Raw genomic sequence first — 16,750 nt, 5'->3', positions numbered from 1 at the left:
GCATCCCCCAGCAACAGTAGGGCCAGGGGGTCGAGAATACCCGGAGAAATGGCGCTGAGAGGAGGCCGCGGCCTGGCCCTTCCAGGGCCGTGGCAGAGTTCCGTGCCTACGAACCCGTCGACGGGCCGGGTGCGGCCGACTCAGACTCCGCCGGCGGCGTCGGGGCCGCTGGCTCCTGCGACTGCGACGGAGCTGGGCTCGGAGACTCGGGCTCCTGGCTCGGCGACGTGGACGGCGGCGGCGTGGACGACTCGGTCTCCGTGGGAGACGGCGCCGGCGACGTCGTGTCCTTCGGGGGCGTCGAGGGCTGGGCGGGCTGCGCGGGCGTGTCAGGGACCTGGTCAGCCGGCGGCTTCGGCGTGTCCTCGCCCGGTTCCCAGTAGTCCTTCTCTGACGGATCGTTCGTCGGCGGGTTCCACGTCGGCGCCTCGCCGAAGATGTCCACGGCAGCCCCATCCGCGTACTTGTTGAGGAACTTCTGCGGGTCGACGTGGGTTCCGTCGACGATGGTCTCGAGGTGCAGGTGCGGCCCGGTCGAGGCGCCGGTGTTGCCGAGCAGGCCCACGAGCTGTCCGGTCCTGACCTCGTCGCCGACCTTGACCGCTGGCGAACCTGCGACAAGGTGGGCGTACACGGAACGCACCTGCAGGCCGTCGATGCGGTGCTCGACGACGACGTGGGCTCCGAGGCCGCCGCTGTCGGTCGGAACGGACTCGATCACGATGCCGTTGGCGATGGTCCCGACCCGTGTGCCCTGGGGGCCGGCCATATCGAGGCCGCGGTGGTTCGAGAAGCATCCCGAGCACGGTGAGTTGCGTGGTCCGAAGCCGTCGCTGATTCGCACGAGGCTCATGTCGACGGGCCACTGGACGCCCGGTGCCACCGTGCCACCGGCGGATCCGGCACCGGTTCCCTGCACGACAGGAATGTCGCGGGTGCCGATGAGCTGCCCCGGAACGCTGCCGGAAACGGTGTAGGTGACTCCGTCGTGCTCCTTCGAGGACACGACCGGCACCGTCGACTGGCCGTCGTCGACCGCACCCGTGACGGCAGCTGCGCCGATCGACGCGGCAGCGATGAGGCCGAGCGTCGCGGCGACGACGGGAACGGCGAGAAGCCTGGCGCGGCGGCGTTCTTTTGCTCTGCGCGCGCGCCGGCCCGGGACGTCGAGGTGGGTGTCTGACGTGGCGGTGGATGACTTCGGCAAGGAGTCTCCTGCAATTCTGCAATTGGTGCTTCACGGGCAACGTGTCCGAGTCTAAAGACCCTCGCGCGAATGCGGAAGTACTGATTCAGAGACTGGTGGCGTATCGCGCGCATTCCGGCACACTCTCGCGACAGTGCACGTTGCGATTCCCCTCAGATATCCAGAAGGCGCTCGCTGAACGGGGACACGAATTTCCGATCTGCATCCGCCTCGGAGACAAGGCGACGGAATGAGGGCAGGCGCGGATACAGTTCGTTGAATTCGTCGCGGCCGAGCGAGGTGAGCTTGCCCCAGTGGGGCCTCGCCTCGAACGGGCTGAGGCTGCGCTCGATGACGGACAGGAGCTCCAGGACGGGCGCCGCGAGCTTCTTCCACGTGAACGCCACGCAGAGCACGTCCTCACCCTGAGTCGGGCTGAGCCAGAGCTCATCCCCCGCCATCGTCCTGAGCTCGCAGACGTGCAGCAGCGGTTGCAGGCGAGCGGAATGCGCCCGGACCGCCTCGAGCGCGGCCGCCGCGTGCCGGAGCGGCACGAAGTGCTCACTCTGCAGCTCCGAGCCGACGCTCGGTGTGGAGGCGATCGGAAAGTGGGGAAGCCGATCCCACCAGGGTCCCACCGAGCCGTCCCGAGCGGTCACGCTTTCGGAGTCTGCCTCGCCCGGAAGGCGGGGCGATCCGAACAGATCATCCTCGACGTCAATGTCGTCCTCGTATTCTGGAATTCGGGACTTCACGAGCACCTCGCTGACGGCACCGTCGAAGGTCGTGAATGCGCTGACCGAATAGCCAGCCCGATGGACCTGATCAAGGTTCTCGAGATAGGTGCGCCAAGGCATTGGCCCGTAAGCGTCCTGTCGCATGCTGTAGCGCGGTTGGATATCCAAGGTGACCCGCGTGACTACCCCGAGCAGGCCGAGGTGGAGAACTGCGCCGAGGAATCCTTCGGAGCCCCGCTCGATGGTCCGGAGCGAACCGTCTGGACCGAGGATCTCGAGGGCGCGGACCGCCGTGCTGAGCGAGCCAAGGGCAGTCCCGGATCCGTGCGTCCCGGTGGCGACGGCTCCGCCGACGGAGATATGCGGCAGGGAACCGGCGTTGTGGAGCGCAGAGCCTGCCTCATCGAGCTGCGGCGCTACTCGTCCGTACGGGACTGCTGCGCTCATGACCGCCGTCCCCGCGAGCCCATCGATGACAAGATCCGTGGGCACTTGCCGCAGGCTCACCAGCACACCACTGGTGTCCGCTACGTCGCTGAAGGAGTGTCTCGTACCGAGGGCATGCACACGACTGGCGCTCGCGATGATGCCCGCGGCCTCGCCGAACGAGGTCGGCTCCACGATCTCCCGAGCAGAGAAGCTCAGCGAGCGCGCCCAGTTCATCCGGTCCTGACTCGACCCGCCTCTGCTCATTCGCTGCACGCCCTCGTGTCGGGATGGTCTGACCCCACTAGAGGATCACGAGTTGCCCGGAAATGAAAGAACCCCAGCGCATGAAGCGCTGGGGTTCTGCTTGCTCCCTGAGATGGACTCGAACCATCAACCTGCCGGTTAACAGCCGGCTGCTCTGCCAATTGAGCTATCAGGGATTGGCAACTCGAAGAGACTAGCAACACCTTCGCCCGAATGCGAAATCGAGCCGCTGGCGTGTCGCGCGCACCCCGAATCCGCCGTCTTCGAGCCCTCCTCAGTAGCCCCGAACCGGATCCGCGATGCCCACGAACCGGCCAGTGGACACGAACGCCTCCACGTTGCGGCGCACACGCTCCTGGAGCAGCGGCTGCACCATCTCGGGCGTATCCGCCGCATGCGGCGTGATGATGAGACGCGGCGTGGTCCACAGCGGGTGCCCGTCCGGCAGCGGCTCGGGCGAGGTGACGTCGAGACCGGCCCCAGCGATCCAGGACTCCTCGAGCGCCACCTGGAGCGCGTCAGGGTCGACCAGAGGCCCCCTGGCGATGTTCACGAGCACCGCGGTCTCCTTCATGGCACGCAGGCGCTGCTCGTTGATGAGGCCGCGCGTCTCATCGGTCGCAGCCGCGGCCACGATGACGACGTCAGCATCAGGCAGCACCTCATCGAGCCTGTCTGCGGTCACGGTGCGAGTGGAACCCTCAACCGGCAGGTCGCGAGCCCGGACGATCGTCGTCGTCACGCGGAAGGGCGTGAGCAGGTCGAGGAGCTCGAGCGCGATGCCGCCAGCACCGATGATGACGACGTGCCTGCCGTACAGCGAGGTGCCCGTCTTCTTCTCCCACGTGCGTGCGGAAAGGCGCCGAGGGAACTCGCGCAGCAGGCCGAGCGTCAGCGCAAGCGCATGCTCCGCGACGGGCTCGGCGTACGCACCCTTCGCCGAGGTGAAGAGCACCCCACGCTCGGCGTGCGGCTTCAGCTTGGCCGCGAAGTTGTCGATGCCAGCGAAGGGCAGCTGCACCCAGGTGACCTGCGGGTTCGCCTCGAGAGCGTCGATCAGCCCCTGCACCTTGGATGCGGACAGGTAGACGATCCCTCGCGTCTCCGGGCCGAGGTCCACGAGTCGTCCGCCGTTCGCGACGACCGCGTCAGCGAACGGGGCAGCATCGCCCTCGGGGAGCAGCGTCACTGCCCCGGATTCGGGGCGAGCATCCCCCTCGAGCAGGGTCGCCTCCTCAGCCAACCTCGCCGTGTGCTGAACCTGCGTGCTGCTCGCGCTCATCCGCTGCTACTCCTTCTCGGTGCCGTCTTCGTCAGTCTGAAAGCGGGCGAACTCCGCGCGCTGGGACACAAGCTGCTCGCGGGCGGTGCGCTGGGCATCCGCGCTCTGCTGCTCCACGTCGGGGTCGCCGAACAGGCCATCCGCAACGAGATCCATCGCGGCGAGCGTCTCGCGTTCGACGAGCCCTGGCAGGGGCGTCAGGGCGTACTCGCGCGCCTCCCGCATGCGCTTCAGGTAGGCGTGATGCGGGTCGGCGAGGACCTCGTCGATGGTGCCGCGCGCAAGCACGAAGCCGCGGTCGAGCACCAGCACGTTCTTCGTCAGACGCTCGATCGCGCGGAGATCATGGCTGAGCAGGATCATCGTGCAGTTGCGGGCCACGTTGATGCGCTCGAGCAAGCTGAAGAGCGCCGGCCTCGCGATGATGTCGACGCCCTGCGCAGGCTCGTCGACGACAAGCACGCTCGGCTCCACGATGAGGGCCTGGGCGAACGCAACGCGCTGACGCTGGCCTCGCGACAGCTCGAACGGGAACTTGCCCAGCATGCCGAGCTCGAGGTCGACCGCGTCGATGAGCATGGCCGCAGCTCGCCCGAGACGCTTCCGGTCGAACGAGCGATCGCGCGAGAGGATGGGCTCCGCGATGTTCTCGGCCACCGTCAGGTCGTTGCGCAGCTGGTCGCCGGAGTCCTGCGCGAGGTAGCCGATGTCCAGATCGATGCGCCGGCGGTCGAGCCGCGACGGGTGGCGCAGGTCCATGCCGACGACCTCGAGCGTGCCGCCCGTGATGAACGGCCACTCCCCCTTGCCGGGGCGGCGACGGCCGGACAGGATGCGCCCCAGGGCCGACTTGCCGGACCCGGCCGTGCCCACGACGCCCAGGATCTCACCGGGCTCGAGCTCGAACGAGATGCCGCTGACGGCTTCATGCTTTCGATTCGACCCGTGCTCGATGTAGGAGATCGACAGGTCGTCGGCGACGACGGCCCGTTGATGATCTGCGCTCGTTGCCATGCCTGGTCTCCCCTTTTGTTCTCCGAACCCGCCGGAACACCCGTCGCTCGGCCTTCGAGCAACGAGCCCACCGTGCGAGCCTAGCCTTCGCGCAGCTCGCGCTTCTGATTCTCGATCGACATGAGCTGCTCGTTCAGCGACCGGAAGCGCTCCGGCTCCGCACGCCCATCCGTTCGCTGCAGCGCCCCCAGCAGCTCCGCCTTCCTCCGCAGGAGGTCGCGCTCTACCAGCGATGCGCTCAGCGACCGGACATACAGGTCGATCTGCTCGTCCTTGCTCCCCGCGGGAATCGACGCCATGGCAAGCTCGGTCACGAGCGTCGTGAACGCCTGCGGCACTTCCTCCCCGATCCGCGTGATCCACTCCATCGAGCCCAGGGAGTCTCGGGTCGCGACGATGCCATCGCGCACCGTCGAGAGCGACGCGTTCGTGAAGCCCGCCGCCATGACCTGCTGGAAGCGCTCGTCGGAGAGCCGCCTCGGATGCTGCAGCACCGCCATCAGCGTGTCGCGCTCGAGGCGAGTGACGGGATCGTTCGGCAGGTCGCTCATGCGCACCGCGCGCACTGCGCCGCCGCCGAAGTCGCTCGTGTCGGGCGGGAAGTCGTACCCCTCGCCGTCGGGGAACGGCGGCTCCTCCTCGAAGTGACCGGAGGACGGACCGCGTTGCCCGCCCGTTCGAGAGCGCTGGTCGGGCACACGAGCCGGAGCCCGAGTCGCCGCCTGCCCGCGCGGCGCGTTCTTGCTGGCGCCCCTCGCCGCACGCACGGCCTGCTCCACCTGCACGAGGTCGATCCCGAGCATTCCCGCAAGGCGCCTCGAGTAGCCGGGTCTCATCGCGGGGTCGCGGATGCCGGCGACCACGGGAGCCGCCTGCCGGAGGGCAGCGACCCTGCCCTCGACGGTGTCGAGATCGTGCCCGAGCAGCTGCTGCGAGATGACGAACTCGTACATCGGCATGGGATGGTCGATGAGCTCGCGCACGGCAGCATCACCCCGCGCGAGACGGAGATCGCAGGGGTCGAGCCCGTCGCGCGCCACGGCGACGAAGGTCTGTGCCACGAAGCGCTGCTCCTCCGCGAACGCCCGCATCGCGGCCTTCTTGCCGGCCTCGTCTGGGTCGAAGGTGAAGATCACCTGCCCGCCGGCGGATTCATCGTCCATGATCCTGCGCAGCACTTTGATGTGGTCGACGCCGAACGAGGTTCCGCACGTGGCGACCGCCGTCTGGACACCCGCGAGATGAGCGGCCATGACGTCGGTGTACCCCTCGACCACGACAACCCGGCGCTGCTTGGCGATCTCGCGCTTCGCGACGTCGAGCCCGTAGAGGACCTGCGCCTTGTGGTAGATCGGGGACTCGGGGGTGTTGAGGTACTTGGGCCCCTTGTCGTCGTCATAGAGCTTTCGCGCCCCGAACCCCACGGTCTGACCAGAGGTGTCGCGGATGGGCCACATGACCCGGCCGCGGAAGCGGTCGTAGCTCGAGCCGCGTTCGTTGGTCGAGAGCAGCCCCGACTCCTTCAGCTCCGGCGTCGTGAAGCCGAGGCCCGCGAGGTGCTTCGACAGGGAGTCCCACCCCTGCGGCGCGTACCCGACACCGAACATGGCCGCGGCACTCGGATCGAACCCCCGCCCGCCCAGGAACTCACGAGCCGCTTCCGCCCCGGGCGCCTGCAGCTGCTCGCGGTAGTAGGTCTCGGCGGCCGTGTGCGCCTGCAGCAGCCGGAGACGCTTCGAGTGGTCGGGTGCATGGCCGCCGTCCTCGTACGTGAGGGCGTACCCGAGGCGCCCCGCGAGGCGCTCGACGGCCTCGGAGAACGTGACGTGGTCCATCTTCTGCAGGAAGGTGAAGACGTCACCGGACTCCCCGCACCCGAAGCAGTGGTAGTAGCCGAGCTGCGGCCGCACGTGGAAGCTCGGCGTGCGCTCGTCGTGGAACGGGCAGAGCCCCTTCTTCGACCCGATCCCCGCGTTCTTGAGGGTGACATGGTCGCCGACGATCTCGGAGATGTCCGTGCGAGAGCGAACCTCCTCGATATCGCTCTTGCGGATCAGTGCCATGAAGCCACCCTAGACGGCACCTCCGACGCCGCAGCGAGCCGGTCGTGCCAGACGAGAGCGCCCTTGTCGGTGAGGTTCGCGACCTGGTCGACGACGACCCGCTTGCGTTCGGTGTCGTCACCGGCCGCCCGGAAATCGGCGGCGAACGCCGCGTCGAGGTGCTGGTCGCCGGTCTGCCAGAACATGTCCGACAGCTCGACCAGGATCTTGCGCTGGTGCTCGTAGATGGGCCGACGCGCATCCAGCGACATGACGAAGCCCGCGACGATGCCCTTGAGCAGCGCGATCTCGGCGCGGATCTCGCGTGGCACGACCAGCGAGGCGCGGTACCGGATGAGCGACTCCCCCGGCTGCGCGGCCCACGTGGCTGCCGTCGCGGCCTTCGCGAAGCGGCCGATGAGCTGCGACGTCAGGTTCTTGAGCCCCGCCTGCGCGACCCTCGACCCGTCGTACTCGCGCATCCAGTAGGGCTGCGCCTGCAGGCGAGTGAACGCCTCGTCGAGTTCCTCCTCGGAGAACTTCGACCCCGACCAGTCGGCGGCCGCGTACAGGATCGCCGGGCGGTTGGCGAGGTCGTCGAGTTCGGGGAGCGAGACGAACGACTCAACGATGGCGTCTTCGAGGTCGTGCACCGAGTAGGCGATGTCGTCGCTCAGGTCCATGACCTGTGCCTCGATGCTGGTTCGCCCCTCAGGCGCGCCCTGCCGCACCCAGTCGAAGACCGGGCGGTCGTCGGCGTACACGCCGAACTTTCCCGTGCCGCGCTCCGCCCCCGCCTCCCGAGTCCAGGGGTACTTGCAGCTCGCATCGAGGCTCGCCCGAGTGAGGTTGAGTCCGTAGTGCTGACCGTCGGGGCCGAACACCTTCGGCTCGAGGCGGGCGACGATGCGGAGGGTCTGGGCGTTGCCCTCGAACCCGCCGATGTCCTGCGCCCACTCGTTGAGCGCCTTCTCGCCGTTGTGCCCGAACGGCGGATGCCCGAGGTCGTGGGCCAGGCACGCCGTGTCCACGATGTCGGGATCGAGTTCGAGCGTGCCGGCGATCTCGCGTCCCACCTGCGCGACCTCGAGGGAGTGCGTCAGCCGGTTGCGTGCAGCGTCGATACCGGCCGTCGGCGAGAGCACCTGCGTCTTGGCCGCCAGCCTGCGCAGCGCGCTCGAGTGGACGAGCCGCGCCCGGTCCCTGGCGAACGTCGAACGTCGACGGTTCTCGTGGTGCTCGGGGAGGAAGCGCTCTCGATCGTGGTCGCCGTAAGGACTCCGGTCGATCGGCTCAGGGGGAAGCGTCACCCTCAGCCTCCCGAGTGGGACAGCTCGGCGGCGGAGATATTCGCCTTCTGGTCCTCGTTGAGCTCGCGAGACTCGAGCCAGCGGTCCGGCAGCGACGGCCGCTTGGGCGTTCCCGCTCGCCCGCGAGGGCCCTCGGCGTCCTGTCCAGGGTAGGCCTGGTCGCGATCGAGCTGAGCCAGAAGGCCGTCGAGCTCCTCGAGCGTCGACATGAGCGCGAGACCGGAGCGCACATCGGAACCCACCGGGTAGCCCTTCAGGTACCACGACATGTGCTTGCGCATCTCACGGCAGGCGCGGGCCTCTTCCTGGTGGAACTCCGCGAGGAGCTCGGTGTGTCGACGGATCGCGTCGCCCACCGCCCCGAGCGTCGGCTGGATGCGGGTCGAGTCGCCGCGGAAGGCAGCCGTGAGGTCGCCGAAGAGCCAGGGGCGCCCGAGGCAGCCGCGCCCGACCACGACGCCGTCGCATCCGGTCTGCTCCATCATCCGCAACGCGTCCTCGCCCGCCCAGATATCGCCGTTGCCCAGCACCGGGATGCTCGTGACGGTCTCCTTGAGCTTGCCGATGGCATCCCAGTCAGCCTGCCCCGAGTAGAACTGCGAGGCCGTGCGCCCGTGGAGTGCGACGGCTGCGACGCCAGCACCCTCCGCGATACGGCCGGCTTCCAGGTAGGTCAGGTGATCGTCGTCGATGCCCTTGCGCATCTTGATGGTGAGCGGGATGTCACCGGAGGCCTCCGCGGCCCCCTCGACGATGGCCCGGAAGAGGGAGGTCTTCCACGGCAGCGCGGCCCCGCCTCCACGCTTCGTGACCTTGGGAACCGGGCATCCGAAGTTGAGATCGATGTGGTCCGCTCGGTCCTCGGCCACGAGCATCGCGACGGCCTCGCGGACGGTCTTGGGGTCGACCCCGTAGAGCTGGATGCTCCTGACCTCTTCCGACTCGTGGTGCTCGATGAGGCGCATGGTCACCGGCGTCCGCTCGACGAGCGCGCGCGAGGTGATCATCTCCGAGACGTAGAGGCCCGCGCCGTACTCGCGGCAGAGGCGCCGGAAGGCGGAATTCGTGATGCCCGCCATGGGCGCGAGCACAACTGGGACGTCGAGAACCAGGGGGCCGATGCGCAGCGGCTTCGAGTCGAGTGCAGTCAAGGTCATAACCGATCAATTCTCGCAGGTCGAGGCGACTTTCGCACGCCAGCCCCGACACGTTCGAACAGGAGCCCCTCGTCGCCTCAGAAGACGATCCTCAGCTCGGGAGCAGGCTCGAACTTCAGCTCCATCGGACCCGCCGCCGAGGTCGAGACATCGAAGACCAGATGGACGCGGGTGGAGGCGGATGGGAGGAGCTGCTTCTCCTCCGCGGGACCGGCAGGCAGATCGGTGCCGTAGGCGGTGGTCTCGTGGTCTGCGATCGACGTCTGCCCCGCAGCGTCTTCGAGTTCGAAGACGTCCGGCGCGAGGGAGATCGACTCGCCGCTCCCATTGCGGAGATCGACGTCGACGACGCAGAACTGGCCGGCGGCGCTCGCGCTGCCGCCCCGCCAATCGTGCCGCGGCAGGCCGCACTGGATCTCGGTTGCCGACAGCTGCACACCACCGACGCTCACCGTGTCGCGTGGGAGCAGCTCCGAGGCCTCGCCCCGCCACTCGGCGATCGCCGCCGGTGCATCCAGGGTGGCAGCTCCCCGGTCGGTAGCTCGGGCCGAGATGAACACGTAGCTGAGCACGGCGAGCAGGACAAGCGCAGCCGCGATGGTCAGGAGCGCAGGCCGCAGCGAGCGACCCGCCCGCGTTCTCGCGGACGGGCGCTCGCTGGTTCCCACGACGTCCTGGTTCACTCGGGAGGCGCGATCAGGCTCCGAGCAGACGACCCGCGAGGTACGCCTCGAGCTGGTCCAGGGCGACTCGCTCCTGGGCCATCGAGTCGCGTTCGCGGACGGTCACGGCGTTGTCCTCGAGCGTGTCGAAGTCGACCGTCACGCAGAACGGCGTGCCGATCTCATCCTGGCGCCGGTACCGGCGGCCGATCTGGCCGGCGTCGTCGACGTCGATGTTCCAGTGCTTGCGGAGCTTGTCGCCCAGCTCGCGTGCGACGGGGCTGAGGCGTTCGTCACGGCTCAGTGGCAGCACCGCGACCTTGACGGGCGCGAGGCGAGGGTCGAGCCGCAGAACGGTGCGGATGTCGACGCCGCCCTTGGCGTTCGGCGCCTCCTCCTCGACGTAGGAGTCGACGAGGAACGCCATCATGGATCGCGTCAGGCCGAAGCTCGGCTCGATCACGAATGGCGTGTAGCGCTCTCCCGAGGCCTGATCGAAGTAGTTGAGGCCGGTGCCGGACGCGGTCGAGTGCGAGGTGAGGTCGTAGTCCGTGCGGTTCGCGACCCCCATGAGCTCACCCCAGCCGGTTCCCTTGAAGCCGAACTGGTACTCGAAGTCGATCGTCCCGGCCGAGTAGTGCGCGCGCTCCTCCTTGGGAACGTCGAAGCGCCGCATGTTGTCGGGGTTCAGCCCGAGGTCCGTGAACCAGTTCCAGCAGGCCTCGACCCAGTCCTCGAACCACTTCTGCGCCTCATCCGGGTGCACGAAGAACTCGATCTCCATCTGCTCGAACTCACGCGTGCGGAAGATGAAGTTCCCTGGCGTGATCTCGTTGCGGAACGCCTTTCCGACCTGGCCGATGCCGAAGGGAGGCTTCTTCCTCGACGTGGTGAGCACGTTGTTGAAGTTCACGAAGATGCCCTGGGCGGTCTCGGGACGCATGTAGTGCAGTCCCGCCTCGTTGTCGACGGGACCGAGGTAGGTCTTCACGAGGCCGGAGAACAGCTGGGGTTCGGTCCACTGCCCCTTGGTCCCGCAGTCAGGGCAGACGATGTCGGACATGCCTTCCGGCGCGCGGTTCTTCTTCGCCTCGAACGCCTCGATGAGGTGGTCCTGGCGGTGGCGCTTGTGACAGCTCAGGCACTCGACCAGCGGGTCGGTGAAGGTCGCGACGTGGCCGGATGCCTCCCAGACCGCCTTGGGCAGGATGATCGAGGAGTCGAGTCCCACCATGTCAGCGCGGCCGCGGACGAACGTCTGCCACCACTGCTTCTTGATGTTCTCCTTGAGTTCGACGCCAAGGGGGCCGTAGTCCCAAGAGGCGCGAGTGCCTCCGTAGATCTCGCCCGCTTGGAAGACGAAGCCCCGCCGCTTCGCGAGAGCGATGACCTTGTCGAGCGTGGTTTGCGCCATTGAGAGAAACTCCTGCTGAGGTGTCGAAGGCGAACCCAGGGTCGTGTCCGCCGCAAGTCGTCAGTCTAGTCAAGCGCCAGGCTCGTGAGCGGCTCCATGCCGGAAGGCCGTCCGCGAGGGGTTCTCCACAGATCCGCTTCTGCGGCACTGCGCCTGCTCGGAGGTCTGCAACGATGTCGCGAATCATCTGAACATTCGAATGGCGTTGTCCCCCAGGACGTCGCGCATCCGAAGGGCACCCTCTGTGACTCCCACATCAACGCTGACCAGCGCTGTCGACAAGAATCTGATCACCACGAGTGCTCTGCACGCCGGAGCCTGCGCTGTCGCCGCGCTCTTCAGCGGAGCCGGTCTGAGCTCCGCGCTGGCCCTCCTTCTCAGCGACCTCGCGCCAGGGAATCAGCCGAGCGCCTCGAACGCGGCGTCGGGATTCGAGCTGCTCTGGCAATTCGTCCTCCTGCTCACGGCGCTCCCTTTCTCAGGCCAGCTCAGACTGGGCGTGGAGTCAGTCGGCGGCTTCTCCCTGACCGGCGGCAGCGGCCTGACGCTCGGACTGTGGCCCCTCGCGTCGCTGGCGTTCGTCCTGGCAGTCAGCCTCGCGACTGCCTATGGCCTCGAGCGGCGCGGGGCGGATCGAGGCAGGCGCGGCAGGCTCGGAGCGGCCGCAGTCTCAAGCGGCACGTTCGCGGTCCTCCTCCTCTGCGTCGCAGCACCCGGCCTGCGTCTCGACACGCCGGGCGCGGCTGCCACCGTCACCGCGCTGAGCCCGGCACTCGCGCCTGTGGCGTTCACGTCGATCTTCCTGAGCGGATGGCTCGGTCGTTCTCTTGCCGCACGAGGCCGTCCTGGTCGAGCACCTCAGACGCCGCTGCCCGGCTCGCGGTCACGAGAGCTGCGGCTCCTCGGGGCGGAGCTCGGCATCTACACCGCGACGCTCGCAGTGGCCGGCTCGCTCCTCGGCATCATCGCGATGATCCTCGGCGTCGCACAGTCGGAGAGCCCGTTGACGTCGGTGCCGGTGCTCCTGGCCGCGGCACCGCACCTCGCCCTCACCACCCTGATCCTCGGGCACCTGGGTGCCATCGCCGTGAGCATCCCCTTCGGGCCGAGCACAGTCGCGTCGGTCTTCTCGCCTGAGCTCCCCTATGCGTGGCTCGCCCTCCTTCCGGTTGTCGCCGCGACGGTCGCGAGTGCCGTGCTCATCGGGGTCGGTCGGCCCGAGACACGCTTCCCGCAATGGTCGAGCCTCTGGCGCCTGCCTGCCGCAGCCCTGCTGGTCTGGACGATCCTCACGTCGATGCTCCTGCCGGTGGTGCTCACCGGATCGGCATCGGCACTCGGCTTCTCGCTCGGCGACCTCACGATCAGCGTCAGGCCCTCGTTCTGGACCCCCGCGCTCTTCGCGATCTGGGCGCTGGCAGTCGAGCTCCTCGCCTGGGCGCTGCCGCCTCGACTCAGGATCATCGCGCCGCGGCTCCATTCCCGTACGGTCAGCCTGCTCGCGCGTCTCGACCGTGAGCGTGCGCCTGCTGCCGACGGATCGGAGACACGTCCGCCACTGATCGCCCAGCCCACCGCATCCACCCCACCTGCGTGGACTGCTCGGCAGCTCGGGGCACCCGCGCGCCGGAGGCTGCGTCGCGCTGGCGCCGCCCTCGCCATCGCGGCGATCATCATCGCGGCAACCGCCACTGCGGTCACCGCAGTCAACGGCCACCGCGGCGCGATCGCGGAAGCCCGCCGCTACGTGCAGGCCATCGCCGACGGCAACGCGAGCCTGGCCGGCGAACTCGTCGACCCCAACATCGAGAGCGCTCAGCGACAGTATGTGAGCGACGAGATGCTCGCTGCCGCGACCGAGCGGATCACCGTCCTCGACATCGTCGAGCTCGAAACCGCCACGACACCCGCCGCGGATGGCTGGCTGACTCCGTCGACGCCCGCAGCGGTGGGTTCAGGCCGCGAGACCAAGAACGTGCAGGTCACTTACAGGCTCGGAGGGACGACGGAGACGGCCGTGCTCGTCGCTGAACGCGTTGACAATGAGTTCCTGGTGCTCGAGCACTGGCGGATCCTCACACCCCTGGTCTTCGCCTCGGCAGTCGGCACGAGTCATGCCATGGACCTCACGATCGGCGCCGTCACGGTGACCCCCGGCCCCGTCGACTCTCGAACCTGGGAAGGCAGTCAGCCGGTGAGCTGGGTGCAGTTCGACGCTTACCCGGCGATCTACCCCGTCACGGGAACGATCTCCGAGTTCTACTCCACCTCGAACCAGCCGGTGCGTGTCGGCACCATCGCCGACGACCACGTCGCAACCCGCAACGTCGTCTACACGCCGACCGAGGCGTTGCAGTCCGCGGTGGAATCCGCGGTCACCGCCAAGATCGACGAGTGTGCCTCCTCGACGGCCGCGGCTCCCGTCGGATGCCCGTTCAGCACCTACGCCTCCGGCGCGAATCGAAGCGTGAACTGGAGCATCGCCACCTATCCGACCGTGACCGTCAGCGATACCTCCGACTCCTTCGAGATCGAGGGAGGTCTCGCCACGTACATCTCGGCAGGTGAGAGCGGGCGAACCACGAAAGGATCGGACACGATCTGGGAACAGGGCACCTTCACCATCGACGGGGAGAAGGTCACCGTCGAATTCCGCTGATCTCGCGGCGCGCCCGCCCCCGCCGTCTCAGCTGGCGTCGGTCGGGGCGGGGGCGTCGACGCGAGTCGGCGCATCCACGGCGCCACCGAACCTGCGCTCCCGGCCCGCGTAGCGCTCGATCGCCTCCCAGAGGTCGGTGCGAGAGAAATCCGGCCAGAGCGTGTTGAGGAAGCACATCTCCGCATAGGCAGCCTGCCAGAGCAGGAAGTTGCTCGTCCGCTGCTCACCGCTCGATCGCACGAAGAGGTCGACATCCGGCATCTCCGGGTCGTAGAGGTACTTGGCGATGGTCTGCTCCGTGACGCGCTCTGGTCGCAGCCTCCCCTCGCGAACCTCTTCGGCGATGCGCTTCACGGCGTCGGCGATCTCGAGGCGCCCTCCGTAGTTCACGCACATCGTGAGCGTCATCCGAGTGTTGTCCTTCGTCAGGCGCTCGGCAAGCTGCAGGTCCTTGATGACCGACTTCCACAGGCGCGGCTCCCGCCCAGCCCAGCGGATGCGCACCCCCCACTCGTTCAGCTGGTCGCGCTGCCGATGGAGGACATCGCGGTTGAAGCCCATGAGGAAGCGCACCTCCTCGGGTGAGCGCTTCCAGTTCTCCGTGGAGAACGCGTAGGCGCTGAGGTGCTTCACCCCGACCTGGAGGGCGCCCGCGACGACGTCGAGGAGGGCAGCTTCCCCGGCTCGGTGGCCCTCGATCCGCGGCAGACCGCGCTGGTTGGCCCAGCGGCCGTTGCCGTCCATGACAACCGCCACGTGCGAGGGGACCTCGGACGCCTCGAACGCCGGCGGATAGACACCCGTCCAGTCGACCGGCTTGAACGTCTGCGCCTGCCTGCTCCGGCTCATGCCGTCTCCTCCGTGCCGGGCTCCGCGCCCGGGTCGTTGTCTCCGTTGATTGCCCCGCCGCCCGCGCTGCTCAGAGCGACCGCGGTCGCCGGCTCCAGGCGTCCGAGCAGGCGGTCGTGTTCGAGGACCTGCATCGATCTGAGCTTCTTGTCGAGATAGTGCTGCGAGTAGGCCGAGACGATTCCACTGGCACGTGCCCTGGCCGAGACCTCGATGCCGTCGAGCATCGCCCAGTCGCCGGACAGCAGCGCGCGCACCGCCTGCACCGTCGCCTCGTCCACTCGCACGATCCCCGCTGGAGTGCATCGTTGGCACACGACTCCCCCGAGCTGCACGCTGAATCGCTCGTGCGGCCCCGGGGCCCCGCACCTCGCGCAGTCATCGAGCGCGGGGGCCCAGCCTGCGAGCGAGAGCGAGCGGAGCAGATACGAGTCGAGGATGTCCTGGGACGCCCTCGCGCCGAGGGTGAGCGCCCGCAGGGCCCCGATGACCAGCGTGTACTGCTGGGGCGACGGCTCAGCCTCCGCCACTCGCTCGGCGGCCTCCACGATGACGGAAGCGGCCGAATACCTGGAGTAGTCCTCGACCAGGTCCCGCCCGTACGCGGCGAGCGTCACAGCCTGCGTGACGGTGTCCAGGTTGCGACCCGCGTAGCACTGCACGTCCACGACCATGAACGGCTCGAGCCGAGCGCCAAACTTCGACGACGTCCGACGAACCCCGCGGGCCACAGCCCGCACCTTTCCGCGTTCCTTGCCGAGCAGTGTGACGATGCGGTCGGCTTCGCCGAGGCGCTGGGTTCGAAGGACAACCGCCTCGTCACGATAGGTGGGCATCAACCCAGTATGGCCCTCCGAGCAGCGAGAGCCGGGAACCACGCGTGACTCGGCTCATCGCGGCGCTGTGGGAGCATTGAGACCATGGATTCGCCCGCCACGACGCTCCCCCTCTGGCTGGACCTCACGGCCATCGCCATCGGCGCGATCACCGCGGCCATGGTCGCGGAGCAGTTCCGCGACAAGAAGCTCGACTGGCTCGGCGTCGTCATCATCGGCATCACCGTGGGTCTCGGCGGCGGCATCATCCGCGATCTCCTCCTCGGCATCCGTCCGGTGAGCATGGAGACGGAGTGGTTCCTCTTCACAGCTGGGGCGGCGGCACTCGGCGGGATGCTCCTGCAGCGACTGCTCAGACGCATGGACGGCCTGGTCTCGGTCCTCGACGCAGCGGCGCTCGGCTTCTTCTGCGCGGTCGGCACGCTCAAGGCCATGAACTTCGACCTCCCGATCCTGCCGACGCTGCTCGTGGGAACCGTGACCGCGGCCGGCGGAGGCGTGGTCCGCGACATGCTGCTCGGGATGCCGGTCGGCATCCTCTTCGTCGGCTCCCTCTACGCCGTGGCCGCGACGGCAGGCAGCGCAGCGTTCGTGCTGGCAGACGCGTTCGGCGTCTCCCAGATCATCGGCATCGTGATCTGCGTCGCGGTGACCTTCGCCGTGCGCATGGCCAGCGTCTGGTTCGGGCTCAGTCTGCCCGAGCAGATCGCGCTGAAGATGCCACGAATCCGGAGGTCGCCTCGGACGGGCAGGCCCGAGCGGGAGCTGCCCTTCACCGACCAGGAGATTCTCGAGGCGTCGGGCCTGCACGCCCCCGACACCCGACCGATCGACATCATCGAACAGAAACGGGCGAGCAACCCGAGCTCGGAGTGACCTCCGGCCGGGTGCCCGCCCGTTGAACGTGCC

Annotated in this window: 13 protein-coding genes, 1 tRNA gene and 1 pseudogene; 2 read left to right on the top strand and 13 right to left on the bottom strand. The window is 68.1% G+C overall.

Annotated elements, in window-relative coordinates; genetic code table 11:
• Positions 1–106: 106 nt before the first annotated feature.
• The 11 genes and pseudogenes from C5E05_RS01540 to C5E05_RS01495 all read right to left on the bottom strand — a co-directional run bounded on the left by C5E05_RS01540 (position 107) and on the right by C5E05_RS01495 (position 11,497).
• The gene (locus C5E05_RS01540; protein WP_104340900.1) at positions 107–1,207 is read right to left on the bottom strand and encodes a M23 family metallopeptidase; all 1,101 of its coding nucleotides are present in this window, start codon (positions 1,205–1,207) and stop codon (positions 107–109) included.
• 152 nt (positions 1,208–1,359) lie between these two features.
• Positions 1,360–2,091: a D-arabinono-1,4-lactone oxidase gene (locus tag C5E05_RS20415; RefSeq protein ID WP_258064734.1), complete on the bottom strand. Its 732-nt coding sequence runs from the start codon at positions 2,089–2,091 to the stop codon at positions 1,360–1,362.
• 84 nt (positions 2,092–2,175) lie between these two features.
• Positions 2,176–2,586: pseudogene (locus tag C5E05_RS20675) on the bottom strand (FAD-binding protein); the annotation flags it as partial.
• Between the two features lie 133 nt (positions 2,587–2,719).
• Positions 2,720–2,792 (bottom strand) — tRNA-Asn (locus tag C5E05_RS01530).
• Positions 2,793–2,890: 98 nt separating this feature from the next.
• Positions 2,891–3,898 carry an NAD(P)-dependent oxidoreductase gene (locus C5E05_RS01525; RefSeq protein ID WP_181059291.1) on the bottom strand — a complete coding sequence of 336 codons (1,008 nt, stop codon included), beginning with the start codon at positions 3,896–3,898 and terminating at the stop codon, positions 2,891–2,893.
• A 6-nt stretch (positions 3,899–3,904) separates the two neighbouring features.
• The gene (locus C5E05_RS01520; RefSeq protein WP_104298661.1) at positions 3,905–4,912 is read right to left on the bottom strand and encodes an ATP-binding cassette domain-containing protein; all 1,008 of its coding nucleotides are present in this window, start codon (positions 4,910–4,912) and stop codon (positions 3,905–3,907) included.
• Positions 4,913–4,992: 80 nt separating this feature from the next.
• Positions 4,993–6,975: a DNA primase gene (gene dnaG, locus C5E05_RS01515; RefSeq protein ID WP_104340898.1), complete on the bottom strand. Its 1,983-nt coding sequence runs from the start codon at positions 6,973–6,975 to the stop codon at positions 4,993–4,995.
• The gene (locus tag C5E05_RS01510; RefSeq protein ID WP_236558441.1) at positions 6,966–8,264 is read right to left on the bottom strand and encodes a deoxyguanosinetriphosphate triphosphohydrolase; all 1,299 of its coding nucleotides are present in this window, start codon (positions 8,262–8,264) and stop codon (positions 6,966–6,968) included. The genes dnaG and C5E05_RS01510 overlap by 10 nt, the downstream gene beginning before the upstream one ends.
• A gap of 2 nt (positions 8,265–8,266) precedes the next feature.
• Positions 8,267–9,421 carry a tRNA dihydrouridine synthase DusB gene (gene dusB, locus C5E05_RS01505; protein ID WP_104340897.1) on the bottom strand — a complete coding sequence of 385 codons (1,155 nt, stop codon included), beginning with the start codon at positions 9,419–9,421 and terminating at the stop codon, positions 8,267–8,269.
• Between the two features lie 77 nt (positions 9,422–9,498).
• Positions 9,499–10,089, bottom strand: coding sequence for a DUF4352 domain-containing protein (locus C5E05_RS01500; protein WP_181059289.1), 591 nt, complete (start codon positions 10,087–10,089; stop codon positions 9,499–9,501).
• A 28-nt stretch (positions 10,090–10,117) separates the two neighbouring features.
• Entirely contained in the window at positions 10,118–11,497 is a 1,380-nt protein-coding gene (locus C5E05_RS01495; protein ID WP_104306873.1) for a glycine--tRNA ligase, read from the bottom strand.
• 244 nt (positions 11,498–11,741) lie between these two features.
• Between C5E05_RS01495 and C5E05_RS01490 the strand changes: the two genes are divergently transcribed.
• On the top strand, positions 11,742–14,156 hold the full coding sequence (locus tag C5E05_RS01490; RefSeq protein WP_104340896.1) for a hypothetical protein: 2,415 nt from the start codon (positions 11,742–11,744) through the stop codon (positions 14,154–14,156).
• 27 nt (positions 14,157–14,183) lie between these two features.
• Here C5E05_RS01490 and C5E05_RS01485 read toward each other — a convergent pair whose 3' ends face one another.
• Positions 14,184–15,005 (bottom strand): isoprenyl transferase, encoded by an 822-nt coding sequence (locus C5E05_RS01485; RefSeq protein WP_104241440.1) that lies wholly within the window; start codon positions 15,003–15,005, stop codon positions 14,184–14,186.
• Positions 15,002–15,841 carry a DNA repair protein RecO gene (gene recO, locus C5E05_RS01480; protein WP_104241441.1) on the bottom strand — a complete coding sequence of 280 codons (840 nt, stop codon included), beginning with the start codon at positions 15,839–15,841 and terminating at the stop codon, positions 15,002–15,004. Before recO ends, C5E05_RS01485 begins: the two co-directional genes overlap by 4 nt.
• A gap of 84 nt (positions 15,842–15,925) precedes the next feature.
• Here recO and C5E05_RS01475 point away from each other — a divergent pair, with 84 nt between their 5' ends.
• Positions 15,926–16,717, top strand: coding sequence for a trimeric intracellular cation channel family protein (locus tag C5E05_RS01475; protein WP_104241442.1), 792 nt, complete (start codon positions 15,926–15,928; stop codon positions 16,715–16,717).
• The last annotated feature ends 33 nt before the right edge of the window (positions 16,718–16,750 follow it).

Origin of the sequence: Pseudoclavibacter sp. AY1H1 (genome assembly GCF_002931055.1) — a bacterium.
In the GTDB taxonomy this organism is placed as follows: domain Bacteria; phylum Actinomycetota; class Actinomycetes; order Actinomycetales; family Microbacteriaceae; genus Pseudoclavibacter.
Note: the sequence above shows the minus strand (reverse complement) of the source record. Positions and strands in the feature narration are given on the sequence as shown.